Annotated in this window: 10 protein-coding genes; 7 read left to right on the top strand and 3 right to left on the bottom strand. The window is 61.2% G+C overall.

The annotated features are described in order from the left end of the window. Nucleotides 1-2: 2 nt before the first annotated feature. Nucleotides 3-5,696 carry a retention module-containing protein gene (locus F8N43_RS11545; protein ID WP_150653798.1) on the bottom strand — a complete coding sequence of 1,898 codons (5,694 nt, stop codon included), beginning with the start codon at nt 5,694-5,696 and terminating at the stop codon, nt 3-5. A 591-nt stretch (nt 5,697-6,287) separates the two neighbouring features. Between F8N43_RS11545 and F8N43_RS11540 the strand changes: the two genes are divergently transcribed. From F8N43_RS11540 to F8N43_RS11530, 3 genes are read left to right on the top strand one after another with little or no spacing between them, the layout of a single operon-like run. Continuing rightward, a complete protein-coding gene (locus tag F8N43_RS11540; protein ID WP_150634036.1) occupies nt 6,288-7,646 on the top strand; it encodes a TolC family outer membrane protein in 1,359 nt (452 codons plus the stop codon). Between the two features lie 18 nt (nt 7,647-7,664). Next, nucleotides 7,665-9,824 carry a type I secretion system permease/ATPase gene (locus F8N43_RS11535; RefSeq protein WP_150653797.1) on the top strand — a complete coding sequence of 720 codons (2,160 nt, stop codon included), beginning with the start codon at nt 7,665-7,667 and terminating at the stop codon, nt 9,822-9,824. A gap of 9 nt (nt 9,825-9,833) precedes the next feature. Further along, on the top strand, nt 9,834-11,201 hold the full coding sequence (locus tag F8N43_RS11530; protein ID WP_150634038.1) for an HlyD family type I secretion periplasmic adaptor subunit: 1,368 nt from the start codon (nt 9,834-9,836) through the stop codon (nt 11,199-11,201). A 148-nt stretch (nt 11,202-11,349) separates the two neighbouring features. On the opposite strand, the gene F8N43_RS11525 is transcribed toward F8N43_RS11530, so the two are convergent. Both F8N43_RS11525 and F8N43_RS11520 read right to left on the bottom strand, forming a co-directional pair. Beyond that, nucleotides 11,350-11,946, bottom strand: a complete 597-nt coding sequence (locus F8N43_RS11525) for a tRNA-uridine aminocarboxypropyltransferase (protein WP_150637644.1) — start codon at nt 11,944-11,946, stop codon at nt 11,350-11,352. 4 nt (nt 11,947-11,950) lie between these two features. After that, nucleotides 11,951-12,844: a LysR family transcriptional regulator gene (locus tag F8N43_RS11520; RefSeq protein ID WP_008034255.1), complete on the bottom strand. Its 894-nt coding sequence runs from the start codon at nt 12,842-12,844 to the stop codon at nt 11,951-11,953. 235 nt (nt 12,845-13,079) lie between these two features. Here F8N43_RS11520 and speB point away from each other — a divergent pair, with 235 nt between their 5' ends. The 4 genes from speB to F8N43_RS11500 all read left to right on the top strand — a co-directional run bounded on the left by speB (nt 13,080) and on the right by F8N43_RS11500 (nt 17,576). Beyond that, entirely contained in the window at nt 13,080-14,030 is a 951-nt protein-coding gene (gene speB, locus F8N43_RS11515; RefSeq protein ID WP_150653796.1) for an agmatinase, read from the top strand. A gap of 9 nt (nt 14,031-14,039) precedes the next feature. Then, nucleotides 14,040-14,462, top strand: a complete 423-nt coding sequence (locus F8N43_RS11510) for a YybH family protein (protein ID WP_150634040.1) — start codon at nt 14,040-14,042, stop codon at nt 14,460-14,462. A 54-nt stretch (nt 14,463-14,516) separates the two neighbouring features. Next, nucleotides 14,517-16,028: a purine-cytosine permease family protein gene (locus F8N43_RS11505; protein WP_150653795.1), complete on the top strand. Its 1,512-nt coding sequence runs from the start codon at nt 14,517-14,519 to the stop codon at nt 16,026-16,028. Nucleotides 16,029-16,196: 168 nt separating this feature from the next. Beyond that, nucleotides 16,197-17,576, top strand: a complete 1,380-nt coding sequence (locus F8N43_RS11500; RefSeq protein WP_150634042.1) for a sodium:solute symporter — start codon at nt 16,197-16,199, stop codon at nt 17,574-17,576. Nucleotide 17,577 lies beyond the last annotated feature (1 nt).

The following is a 17,577-nucleotide window of genomic DNA, read 5'->3' as shown; positions in this document are numbered from 1 at the left end:
GATCACACGGTGTCCACCTTCAATGAATGGTCATTCAACATCCCGTTGATAATGGTCGCCGTATCCGCGCCGCCGGCAATCACCCCTCCCGCCCCCGGCGTCACCCCGTAATGGCTGGCCAGGTTCACACCGGCCAGATCGATAGTCTGGTTCGGCGCAGCGCCGGCCATGCCGCTGACGTCGATGCTGGTGACCAGAGAATCGCCACTGCCAGTGACTTTGAAATGCAGGTAGTCATCCAGCGACGCCGCCGTGCCGTTCTCGCCTTGCAGCAGTTGCGACAGGTCGAGTTTGTCGGTGCCCGGCGTGAAGTCGGTGACCACGTCGTGGCCGCTGTTGCCTTTGAGCCACTGGAAGGTGTCTTCGCCAGCACCGCCGGTGAGGGTGTTGTTGCCGAGGCCGCCGATGAGCAAGTCATCGCCGCCGCCACCATTGAGCACGTCGTTGCCGAGGCCACCGGTGATGATGTTGTTGTGGCTATCGCCGGTGAGCTTATCGTCGAAATTGGAACCGGTGAGGTTTTCGATGGCCGTCAGAGTATCAGTGCCGGCGCCCAGGGTGTTTTGCGCGCCGAGCAGGCTCAGGTCGACCTTGACCCCGGCGGTGGCATGGGCGTAGCTCGCGGTGTCGATGCCATTGCCGCCGTCGAGCAGGTCGTTACCCGGTCCGCTGTAGAGCACGTCATTGCCCGCGCCGCCGTGCAGCTCGTTGTTGCCTGCACCGGCGGTGAGTACATCGTTGCCGTCGCCGGCGTTGATCACGTTGTCGCCGGTGCCCGCCACCAGCACGTCATCGCCCGTTGTGCCGGTGAGGGTGTGACCGTCCTGATAGCTGATGGTCACCGCTGCGCTGTCGCTGCCGCCATGGTGGTCGTTGGCGGTGTAGGCGCCGTGGTAGTCCGAGGGGGCGGGGGTGTGAGCGCCGGAATAATCGACGGTCAGGGTCAGTTTGTAGTTTTCCGCGTCCTTGCCGCTATTGCCCCACCCCCCGTTGTCGATGTTGGTGATGTGAATCTGGTAGGTGTCGTCCGACGCGGCGGTGATGGTCTGGCCATCGCCGATGGCAATGAACGCCCCACCGTTGACCGAGTACTCCATGGCGACGTGCCCGGCCGCCAGGTTGTGGTCGAGGTTGAGGGTTTCACCCTGTTTGAGAGTGACGTTGATGCGGTCCTCATCATTGGTGTTGTTGTTTTTGACTTCGCCCAACGCCCCACTGACCACCAGTACCGCAGTCATGGCCGCCGTGTTGGCAACGAATGCGCTGCGGGCGATGGTCGCCGATTGAGCGTTACTGCCGGTGAAACTGTAGTTCTGGTTGCTGCCGGTGAAGTCCGCGCCTTTGGCAATCCAGCCGGTATTGAAAGTCGTTGGCGAAGCGGTGAGCGGATCGCCGTTGGGGTCGGTGTCGTTGGCCAGCAACAACTCGCCGGGCACCACGATACTGCCCGACAGCACGTTGGTGATGACGTGATCATCGACCGCCACCGGTGGCGCATTCGGAACCACCTTGACCACCAGCGTCGAGCTGGCCAGGTCGCCGTCGTTGTCGCTGACGGTGTAGCCAATGTTTTCGGTGATCACCACCGACGTGGTTTTTTGCGAGGTGTAGGTGTATTCGCCTGTGTCGAGATTCACCACGAGCGTGCCTTTGCCGTCGGTGGCGATGCTCAGGGTGTTGTTGACCGTGTCGAAAGTGCCGTGGTTGGCGCCGCCGCTGTAATTCAGCGACCCCTGGTTGCTGTTGCCTTTGGGGTCGTAGGTGTACGTGGTGCCGTCGACCATAATGGCTTTGATGAAGCCGCCATCGGCGCCAAACGTACCGCCCTCGCCCAACAGCGAACCGGTAACCGGCGCACCGACCACGGTGCCCGACAGTACCGGATTGAGCTGGTTGAGATCGTTGACGATGACGGCGTTGGTATTGGTGCCATTGCCGAGACCGGCAGTGCCGTCATAGGCCAGCGGATCGAGGTTGGTATGGCCAACGCCGTCGCCGAGGCCTACCGCAAAGTTCTTGATGTGATTCTCTTCAAGGAACGCTTTCCAGTTCGCCTCATCAGTTTTGCCAATGTCCCCTTCGTTGGGTTTGCCGTCAGAGAAGAAGTAGCCGACGTTCTGCGCGCCAGTGAGTTTGCCGTTGGTGTCGAATGCCGTTTGCGCCACCGCCACCGCCGCGTCGTAGTTGGTATTGCCCCCCGCTGTCAGTCCGGAAATGATCGACTTGGCCGTTGCCACATCGACCCAGACCGAGGTCTTGTCAGTGGCATCGCTGCTGAAAGTGACGATCTGCACTTTGACGTCGCCGAGGTCGTCGTACTTGTTGAGCAAAGCGCCGATCGCCTGCTTGGCCAGATCCAGTCGCGACAACCCATCCACTCCGGAACCGTCTTTCATGCTGCCGGACACGTCGATGACCAGCAGAAGGTTGGTATCGATCTCCACCGCGGACACCGAACGCTCCGAGGCGACCGCTTTTGGCACGTCATCGACGATGTTGACCTTGATCGTGCTGATGCTGGAATTGCCCAGAGAATCGGTGGCTTTGTAGGTGAAGCTTTCGCTCAGCGAGTTCGCGCCGTTGTTCGCGTTTGGCGTGGTGCTGGCCGGCGAGGTCAGGGTGTAGGTGTAGGTGCCGTTGGGGTTGAGCAGGATTTGCCCGTAGGTTCCGGTGGCGCTGCCGACCAGCGTGTAGGTCGTCGCGCCCACCGCACCAATGACCGAGCCGACCAGCGTGCCCGAGGCGGTTTCGCCGGTGTGGCCCGGCTCGCTGCCGGTGACGGTGCCAGCCGCCAGATCCTGGCCGTCCTGGTTCAGGTCGAGGGCTTTTTCGTAGACGGTCACGTCATTGTCTACGGTTGCTCTGATGCAGCTGTTGTTGACGTCGATGGTGATGGTCGTGGTGCTTTCGTCACCGTCGTTATCACGCAGGGTGTAGGTGAAGGTGTCAGTCGCGCCCGGGCCGTTCACGCCGTTGGGGTTACTGTGGTATTCGGCGTTGCCCTGGGCGTCGAGGGTCAGGTAACCGTAGGTGCCGTTGATCTGCTGATTCAGTCCGCCGCTGACCGGGGTCGAGGTATCGGAACCGGCGCGCACGCCGACCACGCCACCGCCAAGCAAGGGACCGTCGGCACCCGCGACGTCGTTCCACAACACGTTGCCACTGACCACGCCACCCTCCGCCACCGAGGTTGCATCGGGGTTGGCGTCGGGCGTGTCATCGACGATGTTGACGTTGATTTGCCCGGTCGCGGTGCTGCCGTCGGTGTCCTTGGCCACCACGTCGAAGTGTTCGGAGATGCTGTTCGCTCCGCTGCCATTCGGGTGGTCGCTGTCGTAACGCAGCGTGTAGCTGTAACTGACCACGCCGGTCGCCGGGTTGTAACCGGTGATGGTGAAAATCGCCCCGGTATCGGTCTCGCTCGATTGCGGGAAGCCTGCCGCGACACCCGCGGTGACCACGGCGATGCCGCCCACGGTGAGGGTTTGCAAACCGTCCAGAGCGGTGACGGTGAAGGTGCCGGTCTGGGTCAGCGCCGGCGCGTCCGGGTCGGTGCCGTAGGTGAGGTTTTTCTCGTAGACGGTCAGCTCGCCGCCACACGCGTCGAGGCCGTTGAGGGTCACCGGGCTGTTATGGATCTGCAAGACCAGGTTGGCGGTGCTGGTGTCGCCGTCGGCATCGGTGAGCGTGTACTGGAAGGTTTCGGTGCCGTTGCCATCGCCGTGCAAGGCTTTGAAATCGGCATCGCTGGTGTTCAGCGTGTAGGTGTACGTGCCGTCGGCGTTCAGCACCAACGTGCCGTAAGTCCCGTTGAACGTGCCGGCGGTAATCGGTCCGCTGTCCGGCCCGGTCGGCACGCGGTCCGCGCCTTGCACGTCGTTGCTCAGGACGTTGCCTTCGAGGGTCAGGTGTGTGGGCGTGGCAGTCGTCGCGTTGCTGTCATCGACCGCTTTCGGCACGTCATCGACGATGTTCACCACGATGGTGCTGGTGACGGTGTTGCCCAGCGAATCGGTGGCCTGATAGGTGAAGGTTTCGCTCAGGGTGTTGGCGCCGTTGTCCGCGTGCGGCGTGGTGCTCGCCGGCGAGGTCAGGGTGTAGGTGTAGGTGCCGTTGGGGTTGAGCAGGATTTGGCCGTATGCCCCCTGGTCACTGCCGACCAGTGCATAAGTGATCGCGCCCGCCGCGCCGCTGACCGAGCCGACCAAGGTGCCAGAGGCAGTTTCGCCTGTGTGGCCCGGCTGGCTGCCGATGACGGTGCCGGGCGCCAGGTCCTGGCCGTCCTGGCTCAGGTCCAACGCTTTCTCGTAGACGGTCACGTCGTTGTCGCTGACCGCTTTGATGCAGCTGTTGTTGACGTCGATGGTGATGGTCGTGGTGCTTTCATCACCGTCGTTATCGCGCAGGGTGTAGGTGAACACGTCGGTCGCGCCCGGGCCGTTCACGCTGTTCGGGTAGCTGTGGTATTCGGCGTTGCCCTGGGCGTCCAGGGTCAGGTAACCGTAGGTGCCGTTGATCTGCTGATTCAGTCCGCCGCTGACCGGGGTCGAGGTATCGGAACCGGCACGCACGCCGACCACGCCACCGCCAAGCAAGGGACCGTCGGCACCCGCGACGTCGTTCCACAACACGTTGCCACTGACCACGCCGCCCTCCGCCACCGAGGTCGCATCGGGGTTGGCGTCGGGCGTGTCATCGACGATGTTGACGTTGATTTGCCCGGTCGCGGTGCTGCCGTCGGTGTCCTTGGCCACCACGTCGAAGTGTTCGGAGATGCTGTTGGCTCCGCTGCCATTCGGGTGATCGCTGTCGTAACGCAGCGTGTAGCTGTAACTGACCACGCCGGTCGCCGGGTTGTAACCGGTGATGGTGAAAATCGCCCCGGTATCGGTCTCGCTCGATTGCGGAAAGCCTGCCGCGACACCCGCGGTGACCACGGCGATGCCGCCCACGGTGAGGGTTTGCAAACCGTCCAGAGCGGTGACGGAGAAGGTGCCAGTCTGGGTCAGGACGGGAGCGTCCGGGTCGGTGCCGTAGGTGAGGTTTTTCTCGTAGACGGTCAGCTCGCCGCCTTCTACGTCGAGGCCGTTGAGGGTGACAGGGTTGTCCGGAGTGTCAGGAACGTCCGGACGATCCGGGGTGTCTGCAACAATCGCCGCAGCGGGCCCGTTGCCGCCATTGTCCGGATCGCCGGCCAGACGTTCCAGAGGCATTTCGGGAATGCCGTTGAAGCCTGCGGTGGGAAAACCGATGGTCGGATCGACCCGCCCGGCCACTTCCTCCAGCAGCACAAAACTGTGGCCGCCGCCCAATGCACCGCCGGGGGCACCCGGTGTGCCAGGGCCTGCGGCCGTCGCTTCAGCGGTTTGGGTCGGGTCATCACCGGCGGCGATGGCTTTTTGCAGTTGCTCGACATCGGTCAATTGCGCCTGAGTCGGCGTGGCCGCCTCAGTGGTGTCCACGTGAGGCGCGTGATCAGCGAGCAACTGAGGATTCATTTGCAGACTGCTGCCACGCCCGAGCGTCAGTTCCTGGCCATTTTGCAGATGCACCGCCACCGCGCCTTCGGCACCGGTGATCAGTTGATCGCCGGTATACAGGCGATCCCCCTCGATCAGCACACGCCGGGTGCCGTCGCTCCCTTGGGCGAACACCTGACCAATGACCTTACTGACGATACCGATGAGCGTAGCCATGTGCACTTCCTCCGCTGCCAACCGTTGTCGGCATCCTGTTGTTTGCGAAGAACGTGCTCAGGGTTCAAGCGGATGGCCAGCGAACGTCTACCGGGCAGCGGCCTGTCAATACCAAGCCGCCGCCCTGGCGACTGTCTCGCCAAGCATGTCGCTCGTGGGCGAGGTGTCGATCCGAGATAAACCCCTTTGCAGTCAAAAGCATCGGGATCCTGTTCGGCAAAACCTCATCCAGTGAGCGATGCGTAACGGTTCTGAATCAAACAAGTGACAAAAAAACGTCACCAAAAAAACCGTTTCGCGTCCCTCCCCTCCAGCACTTCTACGCCCTGTATCGATAAGTGGGTAGAACCTTCCTTTTGCCCTTTTGAGCGCCCTAACGCTCGTAAATCAAGGGGTTTCGACTTGAACAATGTGCTGGATTTTGCAGAGCGCATAAGTTTTTTTTGGCATAAACCTTATGAAAAATCCTTCTTAGGTTCTTCCCAGAATGTTCTTAGCTCTAGTTGTTACAGGCATGAAACGGTTTACCTATAAATGCCGCCAAATAATTGGCGACTTATAAGCACCATTAGGAATCAGGGAGATGCACCCATGAGCCGATTGAACCCCATCTGCAGTGCGATTTTATTGGCTATGGCCTGCACTTCTCAGGTTCAAGCCATGTCACTGACCGAGGCGATCCAGAGCACCATTGCGACCCACCCGGAACTGGCGTCGCGGGTGGACAGCCGTCTGTCGGCCGATGAAGACGTAAAAGTCGCCAAAGGTGGGTTTTATCCATCCGTTGATCTAAATGCCTCGTACGGGCGCGGGTACAGCGATAACACCAACACCCGCGCCTTCGGCAATCACAACACGGAAATCCTCAACTACACCCAATCGGAATTGCGCCTGCGGCAGATGCTCTTCGACGGCTTCAACACGGCCAACGAAGTCGAGCGCACCAAAGGCGTGGTCAACTCCCGGGCCTATTACGCCCAGGGCACCGCTCAGGACCTGGCCCTGCGTACCATCGAGGTCTACCTTGAGGTGCTCAAGCGCCGCGAACTGGTGACCCTGGCCAAGAACAACCTGCAAGCCCACCTACGGGTCAACGACCAGATCGGCCTGCGTACCCAGCGCGGCATCGGCAGCAACGCCGACGCCGATCAATCCGTGGCGCGTCGGGCACTTGCGGAGAACAACCTCGACACCGCCGAAGTCGATCTGGCCGATGCCGAAGCAAATTTCTACGCAGTCACCGGGCGCATGCCCGATGAACTGGAAACGCTGCCGTCGATTCGCGGCGAACTGCCGGCCACGATCCAGGATGCCCAACAGAGCATGGTCGACAACAACCCGTACCTGAAATCGGCCCAGGCCGACGTGCAATCGGCGGAGAGCCAGTACGAAGTCGCCAAGTCGCCGTTCTACCCTCGCTTCGACGCTGAAGCTGCGGTGGGCGCGAACAACAACATCGCCGGTGAAGAAGGCCATGACAATGAATGGCGCGTCGGCGTCGTGATGAACTACAACCTGTTCCGTGGCGGCAGCGACAAGGCACGGCTGGCGTCCGACGCGCACAAGATCAACCAGGCCATGGACATCCGCAACAACGCCCTGCGCCAACTCAACGAGAACATTCACCTGGCCTGGAACGCCATGGTCAACGCGAAAAAACAAACCCCGACTGCCCGCGAATACGCCGAAACCACCACCCGCGTTCGTGCGGCGTATCAGGACCAGTTCGGCCTCGGCCAACGGACCCTGCTTGACGTGCTCGACAGCGAAAACGAACTCTACAACGCCAACCGCCGCTACACCGAAGTGCGCTACACCGAGGAATACTCGATGTACCGCGTGCTGGCGAACATGGGCCAGTTGCTGAGCAAACAACGCGTGGTGCTGCCCGCCGACGCGATCGCCCGGACCGAAGTGAAAAACGAAGCCCGTCTGCCTGAACTGAAGTAGTGCACTGGAGCGATCAATGTGACCAGCATGGAATCCGGCAACAATGGTGTCGATCCGCGGCTGAGCTTCGATGACCCGCTTCTGGACGGGCTGCTGATTCTCTGCAAACTTCATGGCGCGACGGTCAGTCGCGCCAGCCTGAGTGCCGGACTGCCAATGGCACACCAACGCTTGAGCCTGGACCTGCTGCCGCGCGCTGCGGCCCGGGCCAGTCTGCAGGCGCGCTTGCTGCGCCGCGAACTGGACGACATTTCCGCGCTCAATTTGCCCGTGATGCTGATCCTCAACAACGGCCGCACCGCAGTGCTGCGTCGCTTTGGCGAGGATGGCCGGTTGCTGATTCTGCCGAGCGAAGCCGACGGCGGCGAGCAATGGGTCAGCCGTGAAGAGCTGGCCGAAAACTACAGCGGCCAAGCCTTGTTCGCCCGGCCACGGCATGAACTCGAAGACCTGCGCTCGCCCCTGGTGCCACGTGTGGAGGCATGGTTTCGCGACACCTTGAAGTTGTCGAAATGGCTGTACAGCGATGCGATCCTGGCGAGTTTCCTGATCAACCTGCTGGGGCTGATGGTGCCGCTGTTCGTGATGCAGACCTACGACCGGGTGGTGCCGAACCAGGCCACTTCGACCCTGTGGGTGCTGTCCATCGGTTTGCTGATCGGCACCGGTTTCGAGCTGGCATTGCGGGTGGTCCGCGCACATTTGCTGGATACCGCCGGGAAGAAAACCGACGTGATCCTGTCCGCCACGCTGTTCGAACGCATCACCGGCATGTCGATGAAAGCGCGCCCGGCGACCATCGGGGGGTTCGCTCAAAGCATTCATGACTTCCAGGGCCTGCGTGAATTTCTCACCGCCGTAACCCTGACCAGCCTGATCGACCTGCCCTTCGCCGTGCTGATGCTGGTGGTGATCGGCCTGCTCGGTGGCTGGTTGGTGGTGATTCCGTTGCTGGCGTTTCCGATCACCATCCTGTTCGCGATGGTGATTCAAGTGCGCCTGCGCGACACCGTGCAAAAAAGCCTGACCCTCGGCGCCGAACGCCAGGCCCTGCTGATCGAAACCCTCGGCGGCCTGGAAACCCTCAAGGCTTGCAGCGCCGAGAGTGAACGCCAACACAAATGGGAAAGCACCCACGGCGCCCTCACCCGCCTCGACAGCCATGCGCGCAACCTGTCGGCGCTGGCCACCAACGGCACGTTGTTCATCCAGCAGTTCTCCGGCATGGCGACCATCGTCGCCGGGGTCTACAGCATCATTGCCGGCAACCTCAGCGTCGGCGCACTGGTGGCGACGTACATGCTCGGCAGCCGTGTGCTCGCGCCGCTGGGACAGATCGCAGGCCTGATCACGCGCTATCAGCAAGCGCAACTGACGATGAAAAGCACCGATGCGCTGATGGGCCTGCCGCAAGAGCGCGACGCCAAACAGCGCCCCTTGGAACGCACGCAACTGCAAGGCGCCCTCGACGTCAGCGGCGTGACCTTTCACTACAACGGCCAGAACGCCCCAGCGCTGGCCAACATCAGTTTCAGCCTGAAACCCGGTGAACGGGTCGGCATCATCGGGCGCAGCGGTTCGGGGAAAAGTACCTTGGGGCGACTGCTGATGGGCTTCTACGAACCTGAGGAAGGTCAGTTGCTGCTCGATGGCCTGGACCTGCGGCAACTGGACGTCGCCGACCTGCGTCAACAGATCGGTTACGTCGCCCATGACCTGCCGCTGCTGGCCGGCAGCCTGCGCGACAACCTGACCCTCGGCGCGCGTTACATCAGCGATTCGCGGATGCTGGAAGTGGCGGAATTGACCGGTGTGACCGAACTGGCGCGTCAACATCCGCAAGGGTTTGACCGGCCTGTCGGCGAACGCGGGCAGTTGCTGTCGGGTGGGCAACGCCAAGCGGTGTTGCTGGCCCGCGCCTTGTTGCTCGACCCGCCGATCATGTTGCTCGACGAACCCACCAGCGCCATGGACAACAGCAGCGAAGATGTCCTGCGGCAAAAACTCCACGGTTGGGTCCAGGGCAAAACCTTGCTGCTGGTGACTCACCGCACCTCGATGCTGAGCCTGGTGGATCGGCTGGTGGTGCTGGACAACGGGAGGATCGTCGCCGACGGTCCGAAAGAAGCGGTCATCGATGCACTGCGCAAGGGCCGTGTCGGCTCTGCGGCCGTCTAGGAGTCCGCCATGCCTAATTCCCTGCCTGTAACGTCGAAGACACGCGGGTACTTCGACAGCTTCAGCAAAAGTGCCGAAAGCGAGTTCATGCCGGAAACGGCCGGCGCCTCATTGCAGGATTCCCCGCGCTGGTCGCGGATCACCGTGTGGCTCGCCGCTGCGTTGATCATCAGTGCGGTGGTCTGGGCCAAGTTCGCCGTGTTGCAGGAAGTCACCATGGGCGAAGGCAAGGCGATTCCGTCGAGCAAGGTGCAGGTGATCCAGAACCTGGAGGGTGGCATCGTCACCGAGATCTTCGTGCGCGAAGGGCAAATGGTGAACAAGGGCGACACGCTGCTGCGCCTGGATGACACGCGCTTTCTGTCGAACAAGGGAGAAAGCGAGGTTGATCGCTATGCGCTGACTGCACAGGTCGAACGCCTGTCCGCCGAGGCCGAGGGCCGGCCATTCAAGTTGTCGCCGGAGGTGATCGCCAAGGCCCCGCAAGTCGCCGAAGACGAGCGCTCGCTGTACGAACAACGGCAACGCCGGCTGGCCAGCGAACAGCGCACACTGACCGAACAACTGCGGCAGAAAACCCAGGAACTGGCGGAGTTTCGCTCGAAACAGGGGCAATACAGTTCAAGCCTGGCGCTGCTGCAACAAGAGATGAACATGTCTGCACCCCTGGTGGGTACCGGCGCGGTGTCGCCGGTGGAAATCCTGCGGCTCAAACGCAGCGCAGTGGAGATTCGCGGTTCGCTGAATGCCACGACGCTGGCGATTCCTCGCGCCGAATCGGCGATCAACGAGATCAAAAGCAAGATCGACGAATCGGAACAATCCTTCCGCTCGGACGCGGCGAAAGAGTTGAATGAGAAACGCACCGACCTGTCGAAAATCACCGCGTCGAGCATCGCCATCGACGATCGCGTGAGCCGCACGACGGTGGTGTCGCCGGTGCACGGAATTATCAAAGTGCTGAAGGTCAACACCATCGGGGGCGTGGTCCAGCCGGGCAGCGACATGGTGGAAATCGTCCCCATCGAAGACAACCTGCTGATCGAAGCCAAGGTGCGGCCGCAGGACGTGGCGTTCCTGCATCCGGGGCAGAAAGCGATGGTCAAGTTCAGTGCGTATGACTACACGATTTATGGTGGGTTGAGTGCCAAGCTTGAGCTGATCGGGGCGGACACGATCACCGATGACAAGGGCAACAGTTTTTATCTGATCCAGGTGCGGACCGATAAAAATCACTTGGGTGGAGATGTGAAGCCGTTGCTGATTATTCCCGGGATGGTTGCCACGGTGGACATCATCACGGGTGAGAAAAGTGTGCTGGATTATCTGCTGAAGCCGGTGCTTAAAGCCCGGACCGAGGCGATGCGGGAGCGATAGATCCGGCCAGAATTTTCATTGAATGTGCAATGGCTATCGCTAGCAGGCTAGCTCCCACAGGGGAATTGGAGCGATCACGTATTTTGTACTCACCACTGATCAACTGTGGGAGCTAGCCTGCTAGCGATGGGGCCGGTAAAAACAATACTTATCTGTCGCCATGATTGCGCTGGAAGGTTTCCTCCCCCATCGCCGCAATCTGCCCCTCGATCAACGCCTCGAACGGTTTCAACAACGGCTCGAAACTCACGGGTGCTTCCAGCGTCTGCAACGCCTGCACAATCGCCTCCACCGTCGACAACGCACCCGGCCCCGGCGCCTTGCGCAAGCGATACCGTGACACGCCGCCCTCCGCCAGGGTCACTCGGGGCAACGCCGCCAGCAACGGATTGAGGTGCAGCATTTTGCGCGCCTTGCGCCAGGTGCCGTCCGGGACCACCAGCAGCAGCGCTTGATCATTTGCGGTGTAAGCCTGCAACGGCTGTGCCTGCTCTGCCGGAAACAACAGCCGCGCCTGATAGCCCGATTGATTCAACAGTGCCGGTAAATTTTCGAACACCTCTCCCACAATCAACTCGGCATTGTTCAACCCCAGCGCCGCCAACCGCGCGGTGTTCAGCGCATGGTTCACTTCGCTCGGATGCTGCAACAGCAACACCCGAGTGCGGCTGTCGAGGCTCGGGATCAGTGGGCACAGGCAGTGGGTTTGCGGACGCAGGCAGCGCGGGCATTGGATTCTGGACATGTTCTCAAGCCTGATTGAGTTGCGCTTTGAGCAGATCGCGGAAGGTCTGGATCAACGGTTCGCGGCTGCGGCCCCGGCGCATGATCATCGAGAACGGTGCCTGGTAACCGAAGGTCGCCGGCAGCAACACGCGCAAATCCCCCTTGTCGGCCCAGGCCTGGGCGTAGTGCTCCGGCAGGTAACCGATGTAGGCGCCGGACAGCACCAGGATCAGTTGCGCCTCCATACTTTCCACGGTCGCGGCACTGTGTTTGAAGCCGTGGCGCGCCAGCTCGGCCTGGCTCCAATAGCCACGGCCGACCATGCGCTGCTGGGTGATGACTTGCTCGGGGATGCGCCGCTCGGTGAACAGCGGGTGCCGGCTGCTGCAATACAGCCAGTGCTGCTCGCGGTACAACGGCATGTAGACCAGCCCGCTCATGCGTGTGGAAAACGCACCGATGGCTAGGTCGAGGCGGTTGTCCTGTACGCCGAGTTGCAGCTCGTACGGGCTCATCACCGACAGGTGCAAATGCACGGCCGGGTGTTCCTGACTGTAGGCGCCGATAGCTTCGGCGAACGGCAAGGCCTTGTCGCTGACGGTGGAGTCGATGACGCCGAGGTTCAGCGTACCGCGCAATTCTCCCTTCAGCGCCGCCGCGTATTGCTCGAAGCCTTCGAGTTCGCCGAGCAGGCGCAGGGTTTCCTGATGGAACAGCTCGCCCTTGCTGGTCAGGCTGAACCCGCCGCGCCCGCGATGGCAGAGCACCAGGCCGAGGGCCGCCTCGAGCTGGCTCATGTAGGTGCTGATCGCCGAGGTCGAGAGGTTGAGCTCTTGCTGGGCGTTGGCGAACCCCTGATGGCGGACCACGCTGACGAAGATGCGCAACAGTTTCAAGTCGGGTAAAGCGTTGGCCATGGGGAGTTCCTGTCGCAAGGTTACGCGCGCTGTCTCTGTAAAAACATTGGGTCTGTGGTGATCTTGAAGTCTATCGCCAGCCAAGGCATTAGTTTAGAAAAATCTGAACTAAGTATTTGCCCGTAGCGATTCTTCCCGACCACTACATTTCGCAGAATCGGCCCCTAACGGTGCCCGAACCTCCCCGGTGCGGTGCAACCGACATAAATAAAACAACGACGATGAGGCCCTACCCGTGGACAAGATTCTTCACCAACCACTGGGCGGCAACGAAATGCCGCGCTTCGGCGGCATCGCCACCATGCTCCGACTCCCGCATGTACCCACCGCTGCCGGCCTGGACGCTGCCTTTATCGGCATCCCGCTGGATATCGGCACTTCCCTGCGCCCCGGCACCCGTTTCGGGCCACGTGAAATCCGCGCTGAATCGGTAATGATTCGCCCGTACAACATGGCCACCGGCGCTGCACCGTTCGACTCGCTGTCGGTTGCCGACATCGGCGACATCGCGATCAACACCTTCAACCTGCTCGACGCCGTGCGGATCATCGAAGAGTGTTACGACAATATCCTTGAACACGATGTGATCCCGCTGACCCTCGGCGGCGACCACACCATCACCCTGCCGATCCTGCGTGCCATCCACAAAAAACACGGCAAGGTCGGCCTGGTGCACATCGATGCTCACGCCGATGTGAACGATCACATGTTCGGCGAGAAAATCGCCCACGGCACCACCTTCCGTCGCGCCGTCGAAGAAGGTCTTCTGGATTGCGACCGCGTGGTGCAAATTGGCCTGCGCGCCCAGGGCTACACCGCTGACGACTTCAACTGGAGCCGCAATCAGGGCTTCCGTGTGGTTCAGGCCGAAGAATGCTGGCACAAATCCCTCGCGCCTTTGATGGCCGAAGTTCGCGAGAAAGTCGGTGGCGGTCCGGTGTACCTGAGCTTCGATATCGACGGTATCGACCCGGCCTGGGCACCAGGCACCGGCACCCCGGAAATCGGCGGCCTGACCACCATTCAGGCAATCGAGATCGTTCGTGGCTGCCAAGGTCTCGACCTGGTCGGTTGCGACCTGGTAGAAGTCTCGCCCGCGTACGACACCACCGGCAACACCTCACTGCTGGGCGCCAACCTGCTGTACGAAATGCTCTGCGTACTGCCTGGCGTGGCCCATCGCTGAGGATTGGTCATGAATGAACGTGATCAGGTTTTGAAGGCCGCCGCCGATCTGGTGGCCGCCTTTGCCCGCAATGATCGCGAAGCCTACTTCGGCGCGTTCAGCGCCGATGCCAGCTTCGTCTTCTACACCCTCGAGCAGCCTCTGCTGTCGCGCGATGCCTATCAGGCGTTGTGGGACATCTGGCGTGCCGAGGATGGCTTCGAGGTGCTGTCGTGCACCTCGAGCAACGCTTTCGTCAGCCTGCAAGGTGACGTGGCGATTTTCATCCATGACGTGGCCACCGAGCTGCGCATGCAAGGGGAGCAACACTTCAGCCAGGAGCGCGAGACGATTGTTTTCAAAAAACAAGCGTCTGGCCAAGAACAACAAGGCCTATGGCTGGCCTGCCACGAACATTTGTCCGCGATGCCGGAAGGGCTGCCAACCCCTTAGCCAAACAGGTGACGCTCACACACGATGAGCGCGCCTTTATGATCGGAGCAGATCATGAATAACAACAACAACGACCAAAGCCTTACGCACATTGAAACCTACGGGGTCGAACAGATCCCGGACAACGAACGCACCGCAGGACCGACGGACTTGTTCCGGATGATCTTCGGCGGTTCCAACACCTTTGCCACCGCCGTGCTCGGCAGTTTCCCCGTGCTGTTCGGCCTGTCCTTTCAGGCGGGCGTCTGCGCGATTGTGCTGGGCGTGTTGCTGGGTTCGCTGATCCTCGCGCCTATGGGCCTGTTCGGCCCGATCAATGGCACCAACAACGCCGTGTCTTCCGGTGCACACTTCGGCGTACACGGGCGGATCGTCGGTTCGTTTCTGTCGCTGTTGACCGCTATCGCCTTCTTCTCGCTCTCGGTATGGAGTTCGGGTGATGCGCTGATCGGTGGGGCGAAACGCCTGATCGGCCTGCCGGAAACCGACCTGACCCTGGGCCTGGCTTACGGTCTGTTTGCGATTCTGGTGTTGACGGTGTGCATCTACGGTTTCCGCTTCCTGCTGTGGGTCAACAAGATCGCGGTGTGGAGTGCCAGCCTGCTTTTTCTGCTGGGCATTTTCGCCTTCGCCGGTCCTTTTGATGTGAACTACGCCGGCACCGTGAGCATGGGCCAACCGGGTTTCTGGGCGGCCTTCATCGGCGCGGCGCTGGTGGCGATGAGCAACCCGATTTCCTTCGGCGCGTTCCTCGGTGACTGGTCGCGTTACATCCCGCGTGACACCTCCAAGCGCCGGATCATGGCCGCGGTGGTGATCTCGCAGATCGCAACGTTCATCCCGTTCCTGTTCGGCCTCGCCACTGCGACCATCGTTGCGATCAAGGCGCCGGACTACATCGCGGCCAACAACTACGTCGGTGGCCTGCTGGCCGTTTCACCGAGCTGGTTCTTCCTGCCGGTGTGCCTGATTGCGGTGATCGGCGGCATGTCCACGGGCACCACCTCGCTGTATGGCACCGGGCTGGACATGTCCAGCGTGTTCCCGCGTGTGCTGTCGCGGGTCAAGGCCACCCTGTTGATCGGTGTGATGTCGATTGCCTTCATCTTCATCGGACGCTTTGCGGCAAACCTGGTGCAGAGCGTGTCGACCTTCGCCGTGCTGATCATCACCTGCACCACCCCGTGGATGGTGATCATGATCATCGGACTGCTGGTGCGCCGCGGCTTCTACTGCCCCGATGACCTGCAAGTGTTCACCCGCGGTGAGAAAGGCGGTCGTTACTGGTTCACCCACGGCTGGAACTGGCGTGGACTGGGTGCATGGATCCCGAGTGCATTGGTCGGTTTGTGCTTTGTGAACCTGCCGGGGCAGTTTGTGGGTGTGCTGGGCGACCTGGCCGGCGGCATCGACATCAGCCTGCCGGTGACCCTGGGCCTGGCCTCGCTGGTGTACCTGGCGCTGCTGAGCCTGTTCCCGGAATCGGCTGCGGTGTTCGGACCGAATGATTCACGCAGCAAGGGTGCAAGCACCCAGGCAAAACCTGAAATGCGTCAGCCAGCCTGACAACCCCCCCCTGTGGGAGCGAGACCGGCTTACCGGCGATGATTGCGGCACATCCGACATTAATGTGACTGACAAATCGCTATCGCGAGCAGGCTCGCTCCCACAGGGATCCGGTCCAAAGAAACGCCTTTGTTTCACCATAAAAAAGACAATCGGAGACACGCCATCATGGCATTGGATTTATTCGTCGTACTTATCTACGCCGCCGCGATGCTGATACTCGGCTACTACGGAATGCGCAAGGCCAAGACCAACGAAGACTTTTTGGTCGCCGGTCGTAACCTCGGCCCGAGCCTGTACATGGGCACTATGGCCGCTACCGTTCTGGGCGGCGCATCTACCGTCGGCACCGTGCGCCTGGGCTACGTCCATGGCATTTCCGGTTTTTGGCTTTGCGCGGCCCTCGGTTGCGGGATCGTGGCGCTGAACCTGTTCCTCGCCAAACCGCTGCTGAAACTGAAAATCTACACCGTTACCCAGGTGCTGGAAAAACGCTACAACCCGATGGCCCGCACCGCGAGCGCGGTGATCATGCTGGCGTATGCGCTGATGATCGGCGTGGTTTCGATCCTGGCCATTGGCACCGTGCTGCAAGTGCTGTTCGACCTGCCGTTCTGGCTGTCGGTATTGGTCGGCGGTGGTGTGGTGGTGATTTATTCGGCGATCGGCGGCATGTGGTCCCTGACCCTGACCGACATCGTCCAGTTCGTCATCAAGACCGTGGGCCTGATGTTCATCCTGTTGCCAATCTGCCTGTACCGCGTCGGTGGTTGGGATGAGCTGGTGTTGAAACTGCCGGCAACCGCCTTCAGCTTCACCACGATTGGCTGGGACACCATCATCACCTACTTCATGATCTACTTCTTCGGGATCCTGATCGGCCAGGACATCTGGCAGCGTGTGTTCACCGTCAAGAGCGCCAAAGTGGCTCAGGTCGCCGGTACATTCGCAGGCTTCTACTGCATCCTTTACGGACTGGCCTGTGCCCTGATCGGCATGGCTGCTCATGTGCTGATCCCGGACCTGGATAACGTCAACAACGCCTTCGCCGCCATAGTCAAACTGTCCCTGCCGGATGGTATCCGAGGCCTGGTGATCGCCGCTGCCCTGGCCGCCATGATGTCCACCGCCAGCGCCGGCCTGCTCGCCGCTGCTACCACCCTCACCGAAGACCTGCTGCCGAAACTGCGCGGCGGTAAAACGTCGAGCCTGGGCATCAACCGCCTGTTCACCCTGCTGACCGGCCTCGTGGTGCTGGGTATCGCACTGGTCGTCAACGACGTGATCAGCGCGCTGACCCTGGCTTACAACCTGTTGGTGGGCGGCATGCTGATCCCGCTGATCGGAGCAATCTTCTGGAAACGCGCAACCACCGCCGGCGCGATCGCCAGCATGGGCATGGGCTTCGCCACCGCGCTGTTGTTCATGATCAAGGACGGTATGGACGCCAACACCCCGATCTACTACAGCCTCGGCGTAGGTCTGGTGAGTTTCGTGGTGGTCAGCTTGCTGTCCCCTCGCCCGGCAGTGGTGGCCAGCGCCGCCTAAG

The sequence above is a fragment of the Pseudomonas fluorescens genome, from assembly GCF_902498065.1.
GTDB lineage: Bacteria > Pseudomonadota > Gammaproteobacteria > Pseudomonadales > Pseudomonadaceae > Aquipseudomonas > Aquipseudomonas fluorescens_BJ.
The sequence above is the reverse complement of the archived record's forward strand: the minus strand, read 5'-3'. Positions and strand labels throughout refer to the sequence as shown.

Bases quoted from the DNA above. Each gene is read 5' to 3' on its own strand.
- F8N43_RS11545 (WP_150653798.1), bottom strand. From the start codon at position 5,696: ATGGCTACGCTCATCGGTATCGTCAGTAAGGTCATTGGTCAGGTGTTC.
- F8N43_RS11540 (WP_150634036.1), top strand. From the start codon at position 6,288: ATGAGCCGATTGAACCCCATCTGCAGTGCGATTTTATTGGCTATGGCC.
- F8N43_RS11530 (WP_150634038.1), top strand. From the start codon at position 9,834: ATGCCTAATTCCCTGCCTGTAACGTCGAAGACACGCGGGTACTTCGAC.
- F8N43_RS11525 (WP_150637644.1), bottom strand. From the start codon at position 11,946: ATGTCCAGAATCCAATGCCCGCGCTGCCTGCGTCCGCAAACCCACTGC.
- F8N43_RS11520 (WP_008034255.1), bottom strand. From the start codon at position 12,844: ATGGCCAACGCTTTACCCGACTTGAAACTGTTGCGCATCTTCGTCAGC.
- F8N43_RS11510 (WP_150634040.1), top strand. From the start codon at position 14,040: ATGAATGAACGTGATCAGGTTTTGAAGGCCGCCGCCGATCTGGTGGCC.
- F8N43_RS11505 (WP_150653795.1), top strand. From the start codon at position 14,517: ATGAATAACAACAACAACGACCAAAGCCTTACGCACATTGAAACCTAC.
- F8N43_RS11500 (WP_150634042.1), top strand. From the start codon at position 16,197: ATGGCATTGGATTTATTCGTCGTACTTATCTACGCCGCCGCGATGCTG.